This window comes from Erwinia typographi, assembly GCF_000773975.1.
Lineage (GTDB): Bacteria > Pseudomonadota > Gammaproteobacteria > Enterobacterales > Enterobacteriaceae > Erwinia > Erwinia typographi.
In genome coordinates this window covers 74,160-92,058 of record NZ_JRUQ01000062.1, presented here as the reverse complement: position 1 = coordinate 92,058, position 17,899 = coordinate 74,160, and the positions used below count along the sequence as shown (strand labels likewise).

Sequence of the window (17,899 nt, the reverse complement as noted above, 5' to 3'; positions counted from 1 at the left end):
TATCCGGAAAAATGTATGCGTCAGTGGACGGCGGGAAGGTGAAAGGTAAAGGTGAATTTTCCCAGATTAATACCATGGTACGCTTCAAGAAATGGTTTGAAAAATAATAAAGGAGATCTGCAGGGCACCTGGTTGAGGTGATTGTCTTTTTAAGTTGTGTTCAATCTAATAATTATATTAAACGTAATAATTATTAATGAATTTTTCCAGAAAATAGTTATTTTTGAATCAATGGGTCTTAGGGCGATTTTCGCTATGTCTTGGGTGGCGCGGTCTCAGCTTGGAATATTTATCAGTTAAAGAAACGTAGTTGGCGTATGTTTTGTACGGTCTGGCTCCAGCCCCCATAAGTGCCAGCCCTTTATCAGATGTCAAAATCATCGGGATATAATGTCTTCAATTTTTTCTGCTTATCCTGAAAATTTGGGTCTACCTGATGAGGTAGCTGTACTTTGAGACCTTTTCTTATTTGTGATGCAATGTAAAAAGCGTCACCCAAACGGTCCTCGAAAATAGGGTCAGTTGCTTCAAATTCTTTTGTTGCATACATGCCGAAAGTAAGCTTCCAAAGTTTTGCTTTATCTTTTTCTTCACCGGTAATGACGTTATGCAGATATACCAGTTGCTGGACAATCGAGTTATACATAGGCTCGAGCGTTTCACCGCCGATGACATGAAACTTAATGTGGTTGTGACGTTTTCGGGCCAGTCGCAGTGCCCTATCTACGTAATTCAGTGCAGTATCATTGTTCATTTTTTCGGTATCCATGCGTCTTTATTCGTACTAAACCATTGTACTCCTCCCCCTTCGGTCTGGAAAGGTTCTTTAGGTACAGACCAGGTATCGAGGGCCGGTGTGGCAGTACTGCGTAGCATCTCCACTGGTTGTTGTGATTCAAAAGCTGTTGTCACTTTGGGGACTTTTATTTCAGTTCCCCGTAAATTACCTTCGGGATTAATACCAAGTTTTGTCGGCGGTGTGTTTTCATTCAGTGAATACCAGTTACCCTGCCAGTTACCCGGTGACTGATTCTGATATGCAAGTTTCCCACTGTTTATGGATTCGACTGAAACCCTTTCATCAAGATTTATTCCTTCCATATATTCCGGTATTTTATTCTCAGGTACGCCTTGTTCTTTCATGAAATTAGTTACAGTTTCTGTATTGCTCCTGATGTTGATATCACGGTTAATATCCCCGGTTCTGCCGAATTTCTCGTTAAGATAAGCGCGACGTTCCGAAACAGCGGGCGCTTTCACACCGCTGCCCGCATTCCATTTCATCCCAGCTCTGGCACCGGCAATACCCCCTGCGAATGACCCGCCTAGTGCCAGCCACTTCTGCCCGTCACTACCTTCGCCATAGACCCGGCCACCAATAAATGCACCGGCATACCCCCCGCCCATTCCTCCCGCAAGGCCAAGCAGCGCAACAGCAGGTCCTGCAAGTACAGCCGAAGCGGCCAGCCCCACGCCCAGCAACACGCTATTCACCCAGTCAGGAATTTCCGGGCTGATGGGGTCAGTCTGGACTTTTTCTCCCCCGATAAACACATTGGGAGAACCTTCGCTGATGGCCGCACTGCAGGTCAGCAAATCGCCGGTGCGGGCTGCCGGAAGGCCGTTGATATACACACGGGAGGAACCTTCAGCGACAAGCTGTGGCGCCGGGCCATGTTCATCGCATTCGCCCACGGAGGCATGCGCCATAATGGCCGGTCTGCCATTGATGAATACGTTGGGCGATCCGGCGGTCAGCCTGCCGGTTTCATGGGTTGGCGCCCATGACATGCTGCCGAGCACTTCACCCAGCCCGCCGCCGCCTGCCGCACCGGCAATCGTCGCGGCCAGCACCGCCGTTCCCACTCCGCCGGTAACCAGGGTAAACGCCGCGCCCGCAATTGCGCCGCCAATCAGACCGACAACGAGCCAGCCTTTCGAGGCCGTATGTTCAATGCCATCCCCCTCGCGCGCTGCCGCGAAGGGCTCCGTGCTGCTGCTCATCCGTGATTGATCCTCTGGCTGATGTGAGCCTCAACGGCTTCGGTACTTTCCATCCCCGGAATACCCCGGACGCTCCGGGTCAGCAACAGGCTGGAGATGATGGTGGCCTTACGTTCCCCGGCCGCTTCCCACAATGCATAGCGCCCGGGTTTATCCTCTGAGTCAACCGGGGCCAGCGTCAGCGACGCGCCGTCGGCGTCAAAGAAAAGGTAATCCCCGTTTCGCGCCCGGCCGAGGTCGATGCTGTTATAGAGACCGGATATACCCTGAAAGACGGCCAGTTCGCGGCTGTCACGGTCAAAGGAAAAGAACAGCGCCTGGCTGTCACCAGGTATCTGGTGACCGATTGCCGGGGATACGGCTGGCTCCCCCGGCAACGTGACGCTATCCGTAATGCTGTCATAAATCCGGCCGTGATAATCATCGAAAGCATCCGGGCAGGTACCGATAAAGCAGAGCAGCTTTTTCCCCGTTTCCCCGTCGCCGGTCAGTACCACGCGCTGTTTCTGGAAAATAACCCGCTGGCCCGATTTGAAACGATAGAACAGCTCCAGCGCCTGTTTGCCCGCCAGCGTGATCAGCTCAGCATGAAAAAGCGACAGATCCTCAAGTGTGGTGTCCAGCTCTGCTGCCAGACGTGAGGAGACCGACTCCAGCGTGTCATCTGCGCTGGCAGTGGCGCGGGATATAACGAAGGTGAATTCATTTGCGCCGGTATGACTGAGGGTAAAGAGGTTCATGGTGCGATCGCGGAAGGTATCTGGCACAGTAATGTTGCAGTCCTGCAGGGTATAATCAGACATTTATACGTTTCTCCGGTCCGTGAAACTGGCTCATAATAACAGCGATTACATTAATGATCCTTCTGGATTGCAAATGATTGTGCCCGGGGGATGCGCGTCAGCGCATGAAGGCGAAAAAAATGGTCTCATGTAATTCAACCGGTAAGGAGCCCGCGTAAGCGAGGATAAACAACAAAAAGTTAGGTATCATCCAGCAAAAAACTCAGGCTGCGTTTCACGCTCAGGCATTCTTAAAAACCTCGCTTGAGTTCCTTAACCATCAAGCCCAATATCCTGGAAAAAAATGTTAATTCATGCAGATGTGTCTGCGGAATTAACGCTTCATGCCATTCACTGCTCATTAATGATTATTCTTCCTGAGCATCTGATAATTAACTTTCCAGCTATTCAACTTGTTATAAAGCGTTGTGCGGGAGATCCCAAGTCGTTGAGCAGACTGCCTGAGGTTACCCTTTTGTTCGTTAAGCACCTGCAAAATATGCAGGCGTTCCAACGATTGCAGAGAAGACTGGGCGTCCGCTACAACACTGTTCGCTGGCAGTTCCAGTAGCTGTTCTGGTAAATCAGAACGAGCAATTTGCAGCCCTTCACAAAGATTCACCACGCGCTCAATCACATTTTCCAGTTCACGCACGTTGCCGGGCCAGTGCCACGACTGCAAACAGCCCATTGCATCCGGTGATACGGAAGGCGGAATACGCTTCTGGCGGGCACACAGCGCCTGAATAAAATTGTTTACCAGCTCCGGAATATCCTCCCGACGATCGCGCAGCGGAGGAATTTCCAGCGAAATAACGTTGAGGCGATAATAGAGATCGCGACGAAAAGCTCCCTTCTCCACCGCGTCCAGCAGATTGCAGTGGGTGGCGGCAATAATGCGCACATTGACGTGTAGGGGGCGGGCCGCGCCGATGCGCAGCACTTCGCTCTCCTGCAGCACGCGCAGCAGGCTGGTTTGCGCTTCCAGCGGCATCTCGCCAATCTCGTCGAGAAACAACGTGCCGCCGTCGGCCAGCTCAAACTTGCCCGCCGAACCACCGCGCCGCGAACCGGTAAATGCGCCATCAACATAGCCAAACAATTCGCTTTGTACTAAATCACGCGGCAACGCGCCGCAGTTGAGGGCGATAAAGGCTTCCTGCTGCCGTGGGCTGGCGTTGTGAATAGCCTGAGCAAACAGCTCCTTGCCCGTACCGCTTTCGCCGCTCAGCAGCACAGTGCTGTCTGCGCGGCTGCTGGCGCGCGCTTTCTGAATGGCCTGCTGCATGCGCGGCGCGTGTCCGCGAATCATTTCAAATGTGTAGCTGGCGCTGACGCCCATTAGCCGTCGAGTGATGGCGCGAATGCGCTGATTTTCGCGCAGTGACAGCACGCGGCCGTCATCCGGCGCGGGCATCAGCGAGATCAGGCAGGAAAGGGGCGCCGCGTTATCAGGCATAAACTGAATTTCACGGTCATTGCAGAACGGCATGGTCAACAGCGAGCCGCCTTGGGGCTGGAGCAGCACGTCAATCATCGCCGCGTCCGGATCGAGGCCGCTGAATAACTGCCGGGCGTAGCGGTTAAGGGTTTTGATGCGCCCATGTTTATCACAAACGATCACCCCCTCATTCAGCGTTTCCAGAATCGACTGCTGCTCCGCCAGCAGACGCCGTAACGTAAGCTGCTGTCCGATCGCTTCCGCCGCCGCCTGCACCGTGCCAAGCGTGTGGGCGTTGAATTTATCCGGCGTGGCGGTCAGCGTCAGTACGCCAGTCAGCTGGCCGCTGGCATCTCTCACCGGCGCGGCAGCGCACTGGCGATGGCGATGGCGCAGATCGATTTTCCAGTTTTCACTGCTCAGTACATACACCAGCCGCTGCTCAATCAGGCAACGCGCAGTGCAGTTAGTGCCGAGCACCTCTTCGCGCAGAATACTGCCGACCGGCGTCAGGTCTGCGCCGCAGTAATGCAGCGTCACGCCCTGCGCATCGGTAAGGTTGATATGCCCCTCAGGGTTATAGGCCAGTAGGTTTTCCATAATGCTGCGCGCTACCAGAATCAGCTCGGCGCTGTGTTCCAGAATGGCTGCCAGCTCGCTGGCAGGCGGGGAGATATAGACAAAGGTGTTCGGATCGATGTTGTGCTGCTTTGAACGTTGCCACGACTGCAAAATGCTGCGGCGTATCGATTTCGGCTGTTCACCGCGTATGAAGCTGTGCCATCCCTGCCACAAAAGGTCATCCCAGCTAGCCACTTCGGCACCCTCCGGCAGGCTGAAGATGGCATCACTTTCTTCCTTTAATGGCGGACGTTGATTCATAGAACGCTCCCGGCAGATGGAATGTCCATTCTATTGACATGCAAAGTTGACATGTAAATTTTGTTGCCGGTTTGTGATCTGACACTGTGTTCGCCATCACAAAATCTCCCTGTTTCTGGTTGGCATTAGCTTTGCAATAAGTCGTTCAGCCAGGTGAATCGGGCCCGAGAAGGAAACAAGTCCTGCCGGAGTCCCAGGGCGTTTTGCTTAAGCCTGTCGAGCCATTGATGCTCTCCAAATCCCGTCGTTTATCCATTGAGGCGCAGCGACCGGAAGAGCCCTCTTCCTCGCCTGAATGGGCGAAAGCTAAATCACAAGGAGTTTTTATGACCAGTCAAACAGTGCGTGTGGGGTTAATCGGCGCAGGCCGCATGGGAAGCTTCCATGCTGAAAACCTGGCTTATCGGGTGCCGGGCGCTACGCTGGCAGCAGTGGCCGATCCGTTACCGGGCGCGGCAGAGAAGCTTGCCGCCCGGCTGGGGGTGAGTAAAGCCTGTGGCGATCTGCATACGCTGCTACAGGATCCGGAGATCGATGCGGTAGTGATTGCCGCACCGGCGCGTACCCATGCTGAGTGGGTGATTGCAGCGGCTAACGCGGGAAAACATGTGTTCTGTGAAAAACCCATGGCGGTGACGCTTGATGAAGCCGATCGCGCCATAGCCGCCGCGAAGCAGGCCGGTGTGGTGTTGCAAGTTGGTTTTAACCGCCGCTTTGATTCCGGGTTTGCCGCTGCGATTGCGGCGGTTAAAGCCGGTGAAAACGGCACCACGCAGCTAAGCCGTTCGGTTACGCGCGATCCTGGATTACACGATCCGGCTCCGATTCCGCAGTGGACTATTTTCCTTGAAACGCTGATCCACGACTTTGACACTCTGCTGCATTTCAATTACGGCGCGAAGCCGGTGGAGGTTTATGCGCTGGCCGATGCGCTGGTACGCCCTGACTTCAAAGATAAAGGACTGCTGGATACTTCCGTCGTCACTCTCCGCTTCGATAATGGCGCGATGGCGGTCGCCGAAGCGAACTTCCAGGCGGTGTATGGCTACGACGTGCGTGGTGAAGTGTTTGGCAGCAAGGGCATGCTGCAGGCGGGGCACATTAACGCCAACCACTGCGTGCGCTATACCGCGAGCGGCATTGCTGTCGACACCTCGCGGATGGATTCAGATTTGCTGCGCGAAGCCTACGTGGCAGAGATGACTGAATTTGCCCGCTGTATCCGCAGCGGTGAAACGCCGCGCGCCACCGGCGAAGATGCGCGCAACGCGCTGGAAATCGCGCTGGCCTGCATTGAATCCGTCAAGGGCAATCAGCCCGTGAAACTGGGGGCGCACTGATGGCCAGCTATCAACTCTCGGTCTGCGCCGAAATGGTGTTTCTTGAACTGCCGTTTAACGAGCGCGTAAAACGTATTCATGCCCTGGGTTTCGGCGTCGAAATTTGGGGATGGGCTGACAAAGATATTGATGCGCTGGCAGCGACCGGCGCGCGCTTTACCTCAATGACCGGCTATCTGAGTGGCAATCTGACGGACGATGCTGAAATTGAACAGCTGCTGGAAAGCGCCGAAGCGTCGCTGGCGGTGGCCGGGCGCCTGAATTGTCCGGTACTGAATCTGCACGGGACCGGTCTGGATGATAAAGGACTCCCGGTGAAATCCGTGCAGGTGGTGACCGGCGCGATGTGGCTGAAAGCTGCCGACACGCTGCGTAAGGTGGCGCAGCTTGGCGAGCGTGCCGGGCGAGTTTTCACGCTCGAAAACCTTAATCTACAGCTCGACCACCCCGGCACGCCGTTTGCGTTGGCAGCCGATACGCTGGCGCTGGTTGAAGCGGTAAACAGCCCGGCGCTGAAGATGAATCTCGACCTCTATCATGCGCAAATCGGCGAAGGAAATCTTATCGAGTTGATTCGTCGCTGTGGTACGGCAATTGGCGAGGTTCAGGTGGCGGATGTGCCAGGGCGGCATCAGCCGGGCACTGGCGAGATAAACTATCGCGCCATTGCCCACGCGCTGCAGGAAGTGGGCTATCAGGGCACCGTTGCTATGGAGGGCTGGGCGAGCGGCGACACCACGGCAGCACTACAGCAGTTCCGCGATCATTTCACTGTATAAGCGTTCCCACGTCGGGTATTTGCCTGTTGCCCGACGTTAAATAACCCCGTTGAAAACAATAACGACCTTAACCCTACAGGAATAAACCATGAACATCAGAAACGTCATTATTATTCTGTGCTCACTGCTGCTGAGCGTCAGCGTCAGCGCGAAAACCTTTACCGTCGGCGTGGCGCTGGCCAATTTCGACCTCAACTTCATTTCTATTCTGCGAACGCAGATGCAGCAGGAACTCAAAACCAGCCAGTTAAACGGCCAGTTTGTTGATGCCAAGGGCGATGTTGCGCTGCAGGTACAGCAGGTGGATGATTTTATCAACCAGGGCGTTGACGCCATCATCCTCAATCCGGTCGATACACAGGGCGTGCTGCCGATGATTAACGCGGCGAAAAAAGCCGGTATTCCGCTGGTGTTTGTTAACCGTAAACCGGAAGTGAAGCTGCCAGCGGATATGGCTTATGTTGGTTCAGACTCTGCGCTGGGCGGTGAAATGCAGATGGAAGCGCTGGCAAAAAAGATGAACTACAAAGGGAACGTGGCGATTCTGATGGGGGCGCTGTCTAATGAAGAGGCGCGCGAACGCACGCGCGCAGTGGAAGCGGTGGTCGCTAAATATAAGGGTATGAAGGTGATTGAGAAGCAGAGCGCCCAATGGCAGCGCAACGAGGCGGTTGACGTAGTCTCCAGCTGGCTGCTCAATCAGCGCCCCATCGATGCCATTGCCGCCAATAATGACGAAATGGCGATCGGCGCTATCATGGCGTTGAATCAGGCGAAAAGTGAAAAGATCCTTGTAGCGGGCATTGACGGTACGCCCGATGGGCAGCAATTTATCAAGAGCGGCAAAATGGCGGTCACCATCTTTCAGGACGCAAAGGGGCAGGCGATCGGTGCGGTGCAAGTCACTAAAGCGTTGTTGGAAAAGCAGAAAGTGCAGGTTAACAACTGGATACCCTACAAAATTATTACGCCAGAAACCTACGCAGAATTTGCCGCGAAGAACTGAAGAATAATATGCGGGTGCTGAAGCCCGCATTGCTCAAAACGTTGCAAATCGATAACCAGACCAGCGACTCTTTCAGCGCGAAATAACGTCAGGTTATCCGTAAAGTGAAATTTCTCCTCACTCAGCCGTCAGGCTACAAATAATGTTGCTTTTTTGTAAACGGATTAACATCGGCACGAAATCCTGCTATGCTGGCCCACGCGCAACCGGGCGCTTTACCCTACAGAATAAACGCATCCCAAACGCTGTGAACCTGAGGGCACCCGGTAAGCTATTACAATGTGAGCGAGGAGAACGTCGTGCTAGAAGAATACCGTAAGCACGTTGCCGAGCGTGCAGCCGTTGGGATCGTTGCTAAACCGATAGATGCTTCCCAAATGGCCGCGCTGGTTGAACTGCTGAAGAACCCACCAGCGGGTGAAGAAGAATTCCTGTCCGATCTGTTAATCAATCGAGTCCCACCTGGCGTGGACGAAGCGGCTTACGTGAAAGCCGGCTTCCTGGCCGCCGTCGCCAAAGGCGAAGCGACTTCTCCTCTGGTTACGCCTGAAAAAGCCGTAGAGCTGCTGGGTACCATGCAGGGCGGCTACAACATTCATCCGCTGATCGATGCGCTTGACGATGAGAAGCTGGCCCCGATCGCGGCAAAAGCCCTGTCCCACACGCTGCTGATGTTTGACAGCTTCTACGATGTGGAAGAGAAAGCGAAAAACGGTAACCCTCACGCGCAGCAAATCCTCAAGTCCTGGGCTGAAGCCGAATGGTATCTGTCACGTCCCGAGCTGGCAGAAAAAATCACCGTCACCGTGTTTAAAGTGACGGGCGAAACCAACACTGATGACCTGTCTCCGGCGCCGGATGCCTGGTCCCGCCCTGATATCCCACTGCACGCGCTGGCGATGCTGAAAAATGCCCGTGAAGGCATTGAGCCAGACGACGTCGGCAACGTGGGTCCGATCAAGCAGATTGAAGCGCTGCAGGCGAAAGGCTTCCCTCTGGCCTATGTTGGAGACGTTGTCGGGACCGGTTCTTCCCGTAAATCCGCCACTAACTCCGTGCTGTGGTTTATGGGCGACGATATCCCTTACGTACCGAACAAGAAAGGCGGCGGCGTCGTACTGGGCAACAACATTGCGCCAATCTTCTTCAACACCATGGAAGATGCGGGCGCACTGCCAATTGAAGTGGATGTTCAGAACCTGAATATGGGTGATGTCATCGACATTTTCCCGTACAAAGGCGAAGTGAAAAACCACGAAACCGGCGAAGTGCTGGCGACCTTCTCGCTGAAAACCGAAGTTCTGCTGGATGAAGTGCGCGCCGGTGGCCGTATTCCGCTGATCATCGGTCGTGGCCTGACGACTAAAGCCCGTGAATCTTTAGGTCTGCCGCACAGCGATGTGTTCCGTCAGGCGAAAGACGTGGCGGCAAGCACCCGTGGTTTCTCGCTGGCGCAGAAAATGGTTGGCCGCGCCTGTGGTACTGACGGCGTGCGTCCAGGCTCTTACTGTGAGCCTAAAATGACCTCCGTTGGCTCTCAGGACACCACCGGTCCGATGACCCGTGATGAGCTGAAAGACCTGGCGTGCCTCGGTTTCTCCGCTGACCTGGTGATGCAGTCCTTCTGCCACACTGCCGCGTATCCTAAGCCGGTTGACGTCTCAACTCACCATACGCTGCCAGACTTTATCATGAACCGCGGCGGCGTCTCGCTGCGTCCTGGCGACGGCATCATCCACAGCTGGCTGAACCGTATGCTGCTGCCGGATACCGTGGGAACAGGCGGCGACTCCCATACGCGCTTCCCGATCGGCATCTCCTTCCCGGCAGGCTCCGGCCTGGTGGCGTTTGCCGCCGCAACTGGCGTGATGCCCTTAGATATGCCGGAGTCGGTGCTGGTGCGTTTCAAAGGGAAAATGGAGCCGGGGATTACCCTGCGCGACCTGGTGCACGCTATCCCACTGTACGCTATCAAGCAGGGTCTGCTGACCGTTGAGAAAAAAGGTAAGAAAAACATCTTCTCCGGGCGTATTCTGGAGATCGAAGGCCTGCCGGATCTGAAAGTTGAGCAGGCGTTTGAGCTGTCTGATGCTTCAGCCGAGCGTTCTGCTGCTGGCTGTACCATCAAGCTGGGCCAGGCGCCGATTATCGAATACCTGAACTCCAACATCGTGCTGCTGAAGTGGATGATCTCTGAAGGTTACGGCGATCGTCGTACTATTGAGCGCCGTATCCAGGGCATGGAAAAATGGCTGGCAGACCCGCAGCTGCTGGAAGGCGATGCGGATGCAGAATACGCGGCGGTCATTGAGATCGATCTGGCTGAAATCAAAGAGCCGATCCTGTGCGCGCCAAACGATCCTGACGATGCCCGTCTGCTGTCTGACGTGCAGGGCGAGAAGATTGACGAAGTATTTATCGGCTCCTGCATGACCAACATCGGCCACTTCCGTGCCGCAGGCAAGCTGCTGGACAGCCACAAAGGCCAGCTGCCGACCCGTCTGTGGGTGGCGCCGCCAACCAAGATGGATGCCGCCCAGCTGACCGAAGAGGGCTACTACAGCGTCTTTGGTAAGAGCGGCGCGCGTGTCGAAATCCCGGGCTGTTCACTGTGCATGGGTAACCAGGCGCGCGTGGCGGACGGTGCGACGGTGGTTTCCACCTCAACCCGTAACTTCCCGAACCGCCTTGGCACGGGGGCGAATGTCTATCTGGCCTCGGCTGAACTGGCTGCGGTGGCGTCGCTGTTAGGCAAGCTGCCAACGCCGGAAGAGTACCAGAAGTTTATGTTACAGGTTGATAAGACCGCGGTAGACACCTACCGTTACCTGAACTTCGACCGCCTTACCCAGTATACGGATAAAGCGGACGGCGTGATTTTCCAGACCGCCGTGTAACGGAGTGAGTCACAGAGGAGGTCATCTGACCTCCTTTTTTTTACGCATTTTTCCCCCGATCAATTCGCGCCGCCGCTAATTTACATCAGCATCACACGCAGGAAATCAACCTCCTCCTCCGCTTCAAGCGCCTGCAAACGTGGGTAAATTTGCTCAAAACCGCTTAACTCTGCGCAGCAATCGTCAAATTTCTGGCGACGCTCCACTGCGCTGAACGGTTCAGCCAGCGATCCCCTGGCGCTCAGCCGCTGATGGCGTAACGTGCGGCCATCCAGCAATGTCAGGGTGACCAGATGCGGCAGATTCCCCTCCAGCGCCTCTTCTTCCGGCTGCCAGCTTTCCATTGTAACTCTCGTTATCAGCGGATGGCTGCTGTGGATTTTCACCTGCTCCGGGGTAAAGTCCGCCACGCTCAGCGCGCCGGCCTCCAGCATCCGCACTACGCAGTAGTTCATGGAAAACCGGGCCTGCATCTCATCTTCCGGCACGGTATAGGCGAGATTGCGTCGGTTAGAAATCCCTACCTTACAGCTGACGGATTCCACTTCTGCCGCGCTGAAGCCATGCTTCGCCTGCAAATCAGCGATGGCGTCCAGCACCCGATGCGTGGAACCGCAGCAGGGATGTTTTTTCGGCATCACGCCCACGGTTTCGATAATGTGTTGGCTGGCGTTGGCCCAGCCCTGCACTTTTTCTGGCCAGGCGCCCGCCCCGGCAAACAATTCAAAGAAGCCCATTTCACCTTCCAGAATATCCAGCCTGCCGCTCATGCCGGTGGCGGCCAGCTCTGCCGCATCCACAGCATTACGGGCGGCCATTCCTGCGTGAAAGGGCTTCAGCGGCGTACCGAACTGGCCCTTTGTTCCGCTGGCGAGGCTGACGGCAATGCTCAGCGCGCGGGCAATGCCAGCCCGATCCAGACCCTTCAGCCAGGCAACACCCGCAGCCGTGCCGATGCAGCCAACGGTGGAAGTGCCGTGCCAGCCTGCCGTGTAATGCGCCGGGCTGACCACATCGCCGACAAAGCCCTGGGCCTGAAGGCCGATCAGATAGGCATCGATCAGCGCCTCTCCGCTGGCCTTCTTCTCCAGCGCTACTGCCAGCAATGCCGGGACCAGCACCGCCGAGGCGTGGCTCATGCCGGGGCCAAAATTATCGTCGTAATCAATAGCATGGGCAGCCGTGCCGTTCAGCAGCGCCACGACCGCCGCTGGCTGGTTTTGATAATGAGCAAAGGCCTGGCTCACTGCCAGGGTGGAAAAATCACCTCGCCCGGCGTACAGGCAGGCCAGCGTATCGGTAATCGCCTCTTTTGCCAGGCGGCGGGCGGCGGGGCTGAATCGGGGCTCTCCGGCGCACCAGGCGGCAATGGTTTCAATCACGGTCATCACTGAAGTTCCTTAAGTTTGTCCAACAGCCGTTGCGGTTATTTACCCCTCCCGAAGCGCTTTACTTCTCTTACGGGGTAGCGGTACTGCGCCGGTGAGTTACCAGCCTCGTGTCCGGGCCGATGCAGCGCTCTGACAGGCTGAACACGCTTGCCGCTCAGGCTTCGCTGGCGGCGAGAAATCGCTGGGTATAGGTTTCCCGTGCGTCGCCGCTGCGAACGGCATCGGCGGTCAGCTCTTCCAGCAGTTTTCCCTGGTGCATGATCGCCACGCGCTGGCAGAGGTGCGTAACCACCGCCAGATCGTGAGTGACCATCAGATAAGTCAGCTGCCGCTGTTGACGCATGCTGGTGAGCAGATTAAGGATCTCAGCCTGCACGGAAACGTCCAGTGCTGAGGTGGGCTCATCCAGCAGCAGCACTGAAGGTTCGATAATCAGCGCCCGCGCGATGGCTACTCGCTGGCGCTGGCCGCCGGAGAGCTGATGTGGATAGCGATAGCGGAAAGCATCGCTGAGGCCTACCGCCTGAAGCACCTCGCTAATGCGCGCTTCATGCCGATCCAGACCGTGCAGCGTTAGCGGCTCCAGCAGCGCGTTGTAGACCATTTTTCGCGGATGTAGCGAGGCGTAGGGATCCTGAAAAACCATTTGCACCTGGCGATAGAAAGAGCGGTCGCGAACCGGGCGCTGCTCTTTATTATCAAACAGGATCGCGCCCTGGTAGTCGCTGTTCAGCCCGGCCAGCGCCCGCAGGATGGTGGACTTGCCGCAGCCTGACTCCCCAATCAGCCCATAGGACTCACCGGCTGCCAGGGTAAAGCTGACGCGGTCCACCACCTGACGGCGCTGGCTGCCGTGGCCGAAGGCGATGGTCAGATCGACGGTTTCAATACTGCGCTGCTGGGTTGGGATCATAAGGCGACTCCATTGCGCCAGACTGGGCCGTTAAGCCAGGCGGGATCGCGCGTTGGCACGCTAAGCGTGTCGGTTGGCTGATGCAGGCGCGGCTGGCTGGCGAGCAGCGCCTGCGTGTAGGGATGCTGTGCTTCATGCAGGCGGCTGGCGGCTATCTCCTCGACGATCCGTCCGGCATACATCACCAGTACCCGATCGCAAAAGCGCGAAACAAGGTTGAGATCGTGAGTAATAAACAGCAGCCCGGTGTTTCGCCTTGCCAGCAGCTCATCCAGAATGCCGAGCACCTGCTGGCGGACGGTTACATCCAGCGCAGACGTCGGTTCATCGGCAATGATCAGGTCCGGCTCGGGGATCAACATCATCGCAATCATCACTCGCTGCCCCATGCCGCCGGAGATCTCGTGAGGATAGAGACGATAGACCTTTTCCACCTCACGGATATGCACCGATTCAAGCATCGCCAGCGCCCGCGCTTTTGCCACGCTTTTCGGCGCTTTGCTGTGCAGGCGATAGGCTTCAGCGATCTGATCGCCAATGCGCATCAGCGGATTCAGGGAGAATTTGGGGTCCTGAAGGATCATTGAAATATGGTTCCCGCGGATGGTTCGCATCTGCCGCTCGCTGGCGCGCAGCAGATCCAGCTCGCCAAAGCGCATCACATCCGCGTCGATCCGGCCAGACTTTGGCGTCAGCTTCAGCAGCGCCCGGCAGGTTTGCGATTTGCCCGAACCGGATTCGCCGACGATCGCCAGTTTCTCGCGGCCCACGCTGAAAGAGACATTGCGCACGGCATGATGATCCTCATGCGCACCTTTGAAAATAATATTCAGGTTTTCAACCTGTAGCAGTCTCTCAGTCATGGCGAAGATCCATTACGTCACGCAGGCCATCGCCAAGCAGGTTGAAGGCCAGACTGGTGAAAAGGATCGCTAAACCGGGGATGGCGGCAATCCAGCCGTTGTTCAGCATAAATTCCCGCCCGGAGGCCAGCATCGCGCCCCATTCCGGGCTGGGCGCCTGTGCGCCAAGGCCAAGGAAGCCCAGCCCGGCAGCGGTGAGGATAATCGCGGCCATATTCAGCGTGACGCGGACGACCACCGACGGCAGGCACATCGGGATAATGTGGCGCAGGATGATGTGCAGCGAACTGGCTCCCTGTAAGCGCACGGCGGCGATATAGTCCATCTTGCGAATCGACAGCGTTTCCGCCCGCGCCAGGCGGGCAATCGGCGGCCAGGAAGAGAGCGAGATGGCAATAATGGCGTTCTCGATGCCCGGACCTAAGGCGGCAACAAACGCCAGCGCCAGGATCAGGCTGGGAAAGGCGAGGAAAATATCCACCAGCCGCATCAGCACCGTATCCACCCAGCCGCCGAGGTAGCCCGCGCTGGTGCCGACCAAAAGGCCCAGCGGCGTGATAATCACTGCGGTCAGGCAGGCGATATACAGCGTGATCCGCGCGCCGTAAAGCAGGCGACTGTAGATATCGCGGCCCAGCTCATCGGTCCCCAGCCAGAAGCTGGCGCTGGGCGGTTGCAGGCGGTGCGTCAGGTTTTGCGCAAAGATATCGTGATGGCTCAACAGCGGGGCAAACAGCGCAGCGAAGACAATCACCAGCAGGACCAGCAGGCCGAACAGGGCGGAGTGGTTGGCGCAGAAGCGATGCCACTGTAGCCACATCTGCTGCATTCTGGCCTGAAACGGCGAGGCGGGCGCGGGCGCGCTTAGCCAGCCGCGCAGCGCCGAACGAGCCGGGACTGGCAGGGGTTTGTTGAGGGAATCGGTCATTGATCCTCCTGACGCGTGCGTGGATCGAAAAGGCGATAGAGCAAATCGCAGATCAGATTAATAGCCACGAAGATCGCGCCGGTCAGCAGCGTGCAGCCGACGACGGCGTTCATATCTCCGGCAAGCAGGGCGTTGGTCAGATAGCGGCCAAAACCCGGCCAGGCAAACACGGTTTCGGTCAGGACCGCGCCCTCCAGCAGCCAGGCCCAGGAGAGCGCGACCACGGTCAGCGTCGGCACGGCAATATTGCGCAGGGCATGGCTCCAGACGCAGCGCGCCCAGGACAGTCCCTTGACGCGGGCGGTGATGATGTACTCCTGCGAAAGCTGTTCAATCATAAAGCTGCGCACCATCCGGCTGATATAGGCCAGCGAGCTGAGGCCGAGAATGGAGGCGGGCAGGATGATATGGCCGAAAACGTTTTTGAACACCGCCCAGTTGCCGCTCAGCGCGCTGTCGATCAGCCAGAAGCCGGTCAGCGGTTGCAGATCGAACTCGTACATAAAATCAATGCGGCCCGGTCCGCCAATCCAGCCAAGAGAGGCATAGAACAGCAGCAGCCCCATCAATCCCAGCCAGAAATGCGGAGTGGAGTAGCTGAGCAGGCCAATAAAGCGGATCAGATGATCAAACCACGAGTTGCGGTACATTGCCGACAGCACGCCAGCCGGGATACCCAGGCCGACGCCAATGATGGCCGCTACCGTTGCCAGCTCCAGCGTCGCCGGAAAAACGCGGGCAATATCCTGCGCCACCGGCTGGCTGGTGGTCAGCGCGGTGCCGAAATCCAGATGCGCCAGCTGCCAGAGGTAGTCAATAAACTGTCGCCACAGCGGCTGGTCCAGGCCGAGCTGGTGAAACATCTGGTTATAGGCTTCCTGACTGGCGTTATCGCCGATGACCGCCACTACCGGGTCAATCGGTAGCAGACGGCCAATAAAAAAGGTCAGCGCCGCCAGTCCCAGCAGCGTACAGAAGATGGAGAATGCGCCTTTCAGCCCCCGTTTAACGCTCATCCAGCCAGGCGAAGAGCCAGCGACTTCCGGTATGACTTGCGACATGACCGCCTCCCGTTATTTCGTTGCGGCGCCGTACCAGACGCGGAAACCGTTCCAGGTCCAGTTTTTCACCGCCGGGCTGATGCCTGCGGAGTTGTACATCTGGAACATGATCGCCATCGGGCCTTTTTGCATCTGTTCACGCTGCAAATCGGCATACATAGCGATGCGTTTTGTATCATCGGGCTCCAGCAATGCGGCATTGACCGCTTTGTTCATGGCCTCATCGTAATAGGCGGCACGCCAGCTCGGATACTGCGTCGCGCGGGCCTCTTTACGGTTATCCGGGTTATAAACGAGGCGAGAAGCGTTGCCGTAAGCATCCGGCACCGAAGTCTGCCAGGCCATCATGGCGCTCTGGAATTCACGGCCGCGAGCCCGGCTGAACAGCTGGGCGTTAGCCATGCGCTCCAGCGACAGTTTTACCCCGACCTTCGCCGCATTTTGCTGAATGCTTTGCGCTATCGGCGCGGAGTGAGGAAGGGTGCCGAAAATCACCGAGGCTGAAAAACCGTCGGGATAGCCCGCCTCGGTCAGCAGCCGTTTGGCCTCCGCCAGGTCGAGCTTAAAGGGCTGGCCCTCTTTTGCATCCAGCGCGCCAAACGCGCCCTGTTGGGCAAAGCTGGCGCGCGGTACGCCAAGGTACGGCATCACGCTTTTTGCCAGCCCGTCGTAATCAATCAGATAGCGCATTGCCAGCCGCACTTTCTCATTCTTGAAAATCGGATCCTCGTTATTGAAGGTCCAGAAGAACAGTTGGGGCTTCAGCACTTTTTCTACCTTCACCTTGCCGCCCTCATCCAGCGTCTTCAGATCGTCGGCGGAGAGATCGCGGGCAACGTCCACGTCGCCCTGGGTCAGCAGCAGGCGCTGGGTGCCGGTTTCAGCGACGTGGCGAATCAAAATGCGCTTCATGCTGGGCTGGGGACCCCAGTAGTTTGCCGTGGCTTGCAGCACGACGCCTTCGCCCGCATTCCAGCGCATCAGCTGATATGGGCCGACGCAGGCGGTATGCGTGGAGAGATATTTATGCCCCAGATCGTTGCCTGCCGCCTGCTTCTCCAGCAGCTTACGATCCAGCAGCGTGGCGACATTATTCGCGGCAATTGCCTGCAACAGAAGCGTGGTCGGGTAGGCTTTGTCGAACTTCATCACCAGCGTGGTGGCATCCGGCGCGGTAATTAACTGGCCGACGTTCTCTTTGGTGAAGCCGTATTCCGTCAGCGTCGCGGCGTTGCCGTAGCCCAGCGTGACCACGCGCTGAAGCGACCAGGCGTAATCGCTGGCGCTGGCTGGCGAGCCATCAGGGAACTTCAGGTTGGGCTGCAGATGGAAAGTGATCTGCTTGCGGTCTGCCGACACCTCCCAACTTTTCGCCAGATCCGGCACCACTTTCTTCTCGTCTTGCATATCAAATGAGACCAGGGTGTCGCAGGTATTGAGCACAATTTCATTGGTGACTACTTCACCAATCTGCGCCGGGTCCCAGGTACTGATGGCGTCAATGTTCCACGCCATCACCAGCGAGTCTGGCGGCGTGGCGGCCTGCGAAGCGGCGCTGAAACAGCCCGCAGCCAGCAGGGCGGCGGTAAGACGATCTATTTTTAGCATTGAG

The 17,899-nt window shown here is 56.8% G+C and carries 14 protein-coding genes; 4 read left to right on the top strand and 10 right to left on the bottom strand.

Annotated elements, in window-relative coordinates:
- Positions 1 to 364: 364 nt before the first annotated feature.
- The 4 genes from NG99_RS21535 to NG99_RS21520 form a co-directional block, all read right to left on the bottom strand.
- Positions 365 to 754, bottom strand: a complete 390-nt coding sequence (locus NG99_RS21535) for an immunity protein Tsi6 family protein (RefSeq protein WP_034897909.1) — start codon at positions 752 to 754, stop codon at positions 365 to 367.
- A complete protein-coding gene (locus NG99_RS21530; protein WP_034897566.1) occupies positions 751 to 2,004 on the bottom strand; it encodes a polymorphic toxin type 46 domain-containing protein in 1,254 nt (417 codons plus the stop codon). Before NG99_RS21530 ends, NG99_RS21535 begins: the two co-directional genes overlap by 4 nt.
- The gene (locus NG99_RS21525; RefSeq protein WP_034897565.1) at positions 2,001 to 2,807 is read right to left on the bottom strand and encodes a DcrB-related protein; all 807 of its coding nucleotides are present in this window, start codon (positions 2,805 to 2,807) and stop codon (positions 2,001 to 2,003) included. Before NG99_RS21525 ends, NG99_RS21530 begins: the two co-directional genes overlap by 4 nt.
- Positions 2,808 to 3,147: 340 nt before the next feature.
- Entirely contained in the window at positions 3,148 to 5,109 is a 1,962-nt protein-coding gene (locus NG99_RS21520; protein WP_034897564.1) for a sigma-54-dependent Fis family transcriptional regulator, read from the bottom strand.
- 326 nt (positions 5,110 to 5,435) lie between these two features.
- Here NG99_RS21520 and NG99_RS21515 point away from each other — a divergent pair, with 326 nt between their 5' ends.
- From NG99_RS21515 to acnB, 4 genes are all read left to right on the top strand, one after another.
- Positions 5,436 to 6,449, top strand: coding sequence for a Gfo/Idh/MocA family oxidoreductase (locus NG99_RS21515; protein WP_034897563.1), 1,014 nt, complete (start codon positions 5,436 to 5,438; stop codon positions 6,447 to 6,449).
- Entirely contained in the window at positions 6,449 to 7,228 is a 780-nt protein-coding gene (locus NG99_RS21510; protein WP_034897560.1) for a TIM barrel protein, read from the top strand. Before NG99_RS21515 ends, NG99_RS21510 begins: the two co-directional genes overlap by 1 nt.
- An 88-nt stretch (positions 7,229 to 7,316) precedes the next feature.
- Positions 7,317 to 8,234 (top strand): substrate-binding domain-containing protein, encoded by a 918-nt coding sequence (locus NG99_RS21505; protein WP_034897558.1) that lies wholly within the window; start codon positions 7,317 to 7,319, stop codon positions 8,232 to 8,234.
- 299 nt (positions 8,235 to 8,533) lie between these two features.
- Positions 8,534 to 11,131: a bifunctional aconitate hydratase 2/2-methylisocitrate dehydratase gene (acnB, locus tag NG99_RS21500; RefSeq protein ID WP_157032675.1), complete on the top strand. Its 2,598-nt coding sequence runs from the start codon at positions 8,534 to 8,536 to the stop codon at positions 11,129 to 11,131.
- 80 nt (positions 11,132 to 11,211) lie between these two features.
- On the opposite strand, the gene NG99_RS21495 is transcribed toward acnB, so the two are convergent.
- From NG99_RS21495 to NG99_RS21470, 6 genes are all read right to left on the bottom strand, one after another.
- Positions 11,212 to 12,519: an MmgE/PrpD family protein gene (locus tag NG99_RS21495; protein ID WP_034897554.1), complete on the bottom strand. Its 1,308-nt coding sequence runs from the start codon at positions 12,517 to 12,519 to the stop codon at positions 11,212 to 11,214.
- A gap of 157 nt (positions 12,520 to 12,676) precedes the next feature.
- On the bottom strand, positions 12,677 to 13,435 hold the full coding sequence (locus NG99_RS21490; protein WP_034897552.1) for an ABC transporter ATP-binding protein: 759 nt from the start codon (positions 13,433 to 13,435) through the stop codon (positions 12,677 to 12,679).
- Positions 13,432 to 14,298, bottom strand: coding sequence for an ABC transporter ATP-binding protein (locus NG99_RS21485; RefSeq protein WP_034897549.1), 867 nt, complete (start codon positions 14,296 to 14,298; stop codon positions 13,432 to 13,434). The genes NG99_RS21490 and NG99_RS21485 overlap by 4 nt, the downstream gene beginning before the upstream one ends.
- Positions 14,291 to 15,226 carry an ABC transporter permease gene (locus tag NG99_RS21480; protein WP_034897547.1) on the bottom strand — a complete coding sequence of 312 codons (936 nt, stop codon included), beginning with the start codon at positions 15,224 to 15,226 and terminating at the stop codon, positions 14,291 to 14,293. The genes NG99_RS21485 and NG99_RS21480 overlap by 8 nt, the downstream gene beginning before the upstream one ends.
- Positions 15,223 to 16,287, bottom strand: coding sequence for an ABC transporter permease (locus tag NG99_RS21475; protein WP_034897545.1), 1,065 nt, complete (start codon positions 16,285 to 16,287; stop codon positions 15,223 to 15,225). The genes NG99_RS21480 and NG99_RS21475 overlap by 4 nt, the downstream gene beginning before the upstream one ends.
- A gap of 12 nt (positions 16,288 to 16,299) precedes the next feature.
- Positions 16,300 to 17,895, bottom strand: a complete 1,596-nt coding sequence (locus NG99_RS21470; RefSeq protein WP_034897543.1) for an ABC transporter substrate-binding protein — start codon at positions 17,893 to 17,895, stop codon at positions 16,300 to 16,302.
- Between the last annotated feature and the right edge of the window lie 4 nt (positions 17,896 to 17,899).

Bases quoted from the DNA above. Each gene is read 5' to 3' on its own strand.
- NG99_RS21535 (WP_034897909.1), bottom strand. From the start codon at position 754: ATGAACAATGATACTGCACTGAATTACGTAGATAGGGCACTGCGACTG.
- NG99_RS21530 (WP_034897566.1), bottom strand. From the start codon at position 2,004: ATGAGCAGCAGCACGGAGCCCTTCGCGGCAGCGCGCGAGGGGGATGGC.
- NG99_RS21525 (WP_034897565.1), bottom strand. From the start codon at position 2,807: ATGTCTGATTATACCCTGCAGGACTGCAACATTACTGTGCCAGATACC.
- NG99_RS21520 (WP_034897564.1), bottom strand. From the start codon at position 5,109: ATGAATCAACGTCCGCCATTAAAGGAAGAAAGTGATGCCATCTTCAGC.
- NG99_RS21515 (WP_034897563.1), top strand. From the start codon at position 5,436: ATGACCAGTCAAACAGTGCGTGTGGGGTTAATCGGCGCAGGCCGCATG.
- NG99_RS21510 (WP_034897560.1), top strand. From the start codon at position 6,449: ATGGCCAGCTATCAACTCTCGGTCTGCGCCGAAATGGTGTTTCTTGAA.
- NG99_RS21505 (WP_034897558.1), top strand. From the start codon at position 7,317: ATGAACATCAGAAACGTCATTATTATTCTGTGCTCACTGCTGCTGAGC.
- NG99_RS21495 (WP_034897554.1), bottom strand. From the start codon at position 12,519: ATGACCGTGATTGAAACCATTGCCGCCTGGTGCGCCGGAGAGCCCCGA.
- NG99_RS21490 (WP_034897552.1), bottom strand. From the start codon at position 13,435: ATGATCCCAACCCAGCAGCGCAGTATTGAAACCGTCGATCTGACCATC.
- NG99_RS21485 (WP_034897549.1), bottom strand. From the start codon at position 14,298: ATGACTGAGAGACTGCTACAGGTTGAAAACCTGAATATTATTTTCAAA.
- NG99_RS21480 (WP_034897547.1), bottom strand. From the start codon at position 15,226: ATGACCGATTCCCTCAACAAACCCCTGCCAGTCCCGGCTCGTTCGGCG.
- NG99_RS21475 (WP_034897545.1), bottom strand. From the start codon at position 16,287: ATGTCGCAAGTCATACCGGAAGTCGCTGGCTCTTCGCCTGGCTGGATG.
- NG99_RS21470 (WP_034897543.1), bottom strand. From the start codon at position 17,895: ATGCTAAAAATAGATCGTCTTACCGCCGCCCTGCTGGCTGCGGGCTGT.